This window comes from Siccirubricoccus deserti, from assembly GCF_014283215.1.
In the GTDB taxonomy this organism is placed as follows: Bacteria; Pseudomonadota; Alphaproteobacteria; order Acetobacterales; family Acetobacteraceae; genus Siccirubricoccus; species Siccirubricoccus deserti.
In genome coordinates this window covers 1-1302 of sequence record NZ_JACOMF010000219.1, presented here as the reverse complement: position 1 = coordinate 1302, position 1302 = coordinate 1, and the positions used below count along the sequence as shown (strand labels likewise).

Genomic DNA, 1302 nt, shown 5'->3' with positions numbered 1-1302 from the left:
CTAGCCGGCGTGCTGCGCCACCGTGAGCACCGCAGCGTGCCGGAGATCCACGCCATCCTGCGCGGGCGCGGGCTCGACATCTCCGAGCGGAGCGTCACCAACCTGCTGGACCGCTATGACGAGTTGCTGGCCACCGGCCTGACCGGGGCGCGGCGGCTCCGGCGCCTGCTGAAGCCGCAGGGTGGCGTCATCCTGGCGCTGGACGGCCTGCAACCTGATGTCGGGCACGAGGTGCTCTGGGTGGTGCGCGACTGCCTCTCGGGCGCGGTGCTGCTGGCGCGCAGCCTGCTGTCCGGCCGGGGCGAGGATCTGGAGCCGCTGCTCTGCGAGGTGGCCGCCGCGGTGGGCGTGCCGGTGCTGGGCGTGGTCAGCGATGGGCAGACCTCGATCCGCCGGGCGGTTGAGCGGGCCCTGCCCGGAGTGCCGCACCAACTTTGCCAGTTCCACTTCCTCCGTGAGGCGGCGCATCCGGTGTTCGAGGCCGACCGGCACGCCAAGGTCGTGCTCAAGGCGCGGGTGCGGGGCGTGCGCCCGGTCGAGCGCAGCCTCGAGGGGCGCGACGACACGGCGGCGGAGGTGGCGCGGGGCTACTGCGCGGCCCTGCGCAGCGCCATCACCGATGACGGGCGCCCACCGCTCGCCGCCTCGGGGCTGAAGCTCAAGTCCCGGCTCGAGGCCGTGGCCGACAGCCTCGACCGGGTCGCGGAAAAGGGGGGACCACGTCGGCGCTGGCGCGGCTCCGCGCCCTGATCGGTCGCGGCCTGGAGGGGACCGCCGCCCTCTGGCCGGACATTGAGTGGGCCTATGGCTGGGTGCACCGCGCCGCCCATATCCTCGGCAACACGGCTGGAGAGACCGCGGGCGCGGTGCGCCGGCGCTTCGACGGCCTGATCGGCGCCATGGCCCGCTACCGCAATGAGGCGGGCGGCCTGGCCGGCGCCATCGACCACTTCCTGAAGGTCACACGCAGCTACCGCCCCGGCCTGTTCCACTGCTACGCGGTTGCGGGTCTGCCGCGCACGAACAACGACCTCGAGCAGATGTTCGGCTCGCAACGCTACCACGAGCGGCGGGCTACCGGACGCAAAGCCGCCTCCCCTGCGCTGGTGCTGCGCGGTGAGGTGCGCCTGATCGCCGCCACCGCGACGCGGCTGCACCCGCCCACCGCACGCGACCTCGGCCGGGTCAGCCGAGAACGATGGCGCGACCTCCGCCAGCGCCTTGAGCCGAGGCGTCTCGCCCGAACCCTGCGCACCCGCTTTCGCCGCGATCCAGCAGGATATCTCGCCGCACTCGAGCACC

The 1302-nt window shown here is 73.4% G+C and carries 1 pseudogene; it reads left to right on the top strand.

The annotated features are described in order from the left end of the window. A pseudogene (locus tag H7965_RS31600) lies at window positions 1-1302 on the top strand (ISNCY family transposase); the annotation flags it as partial.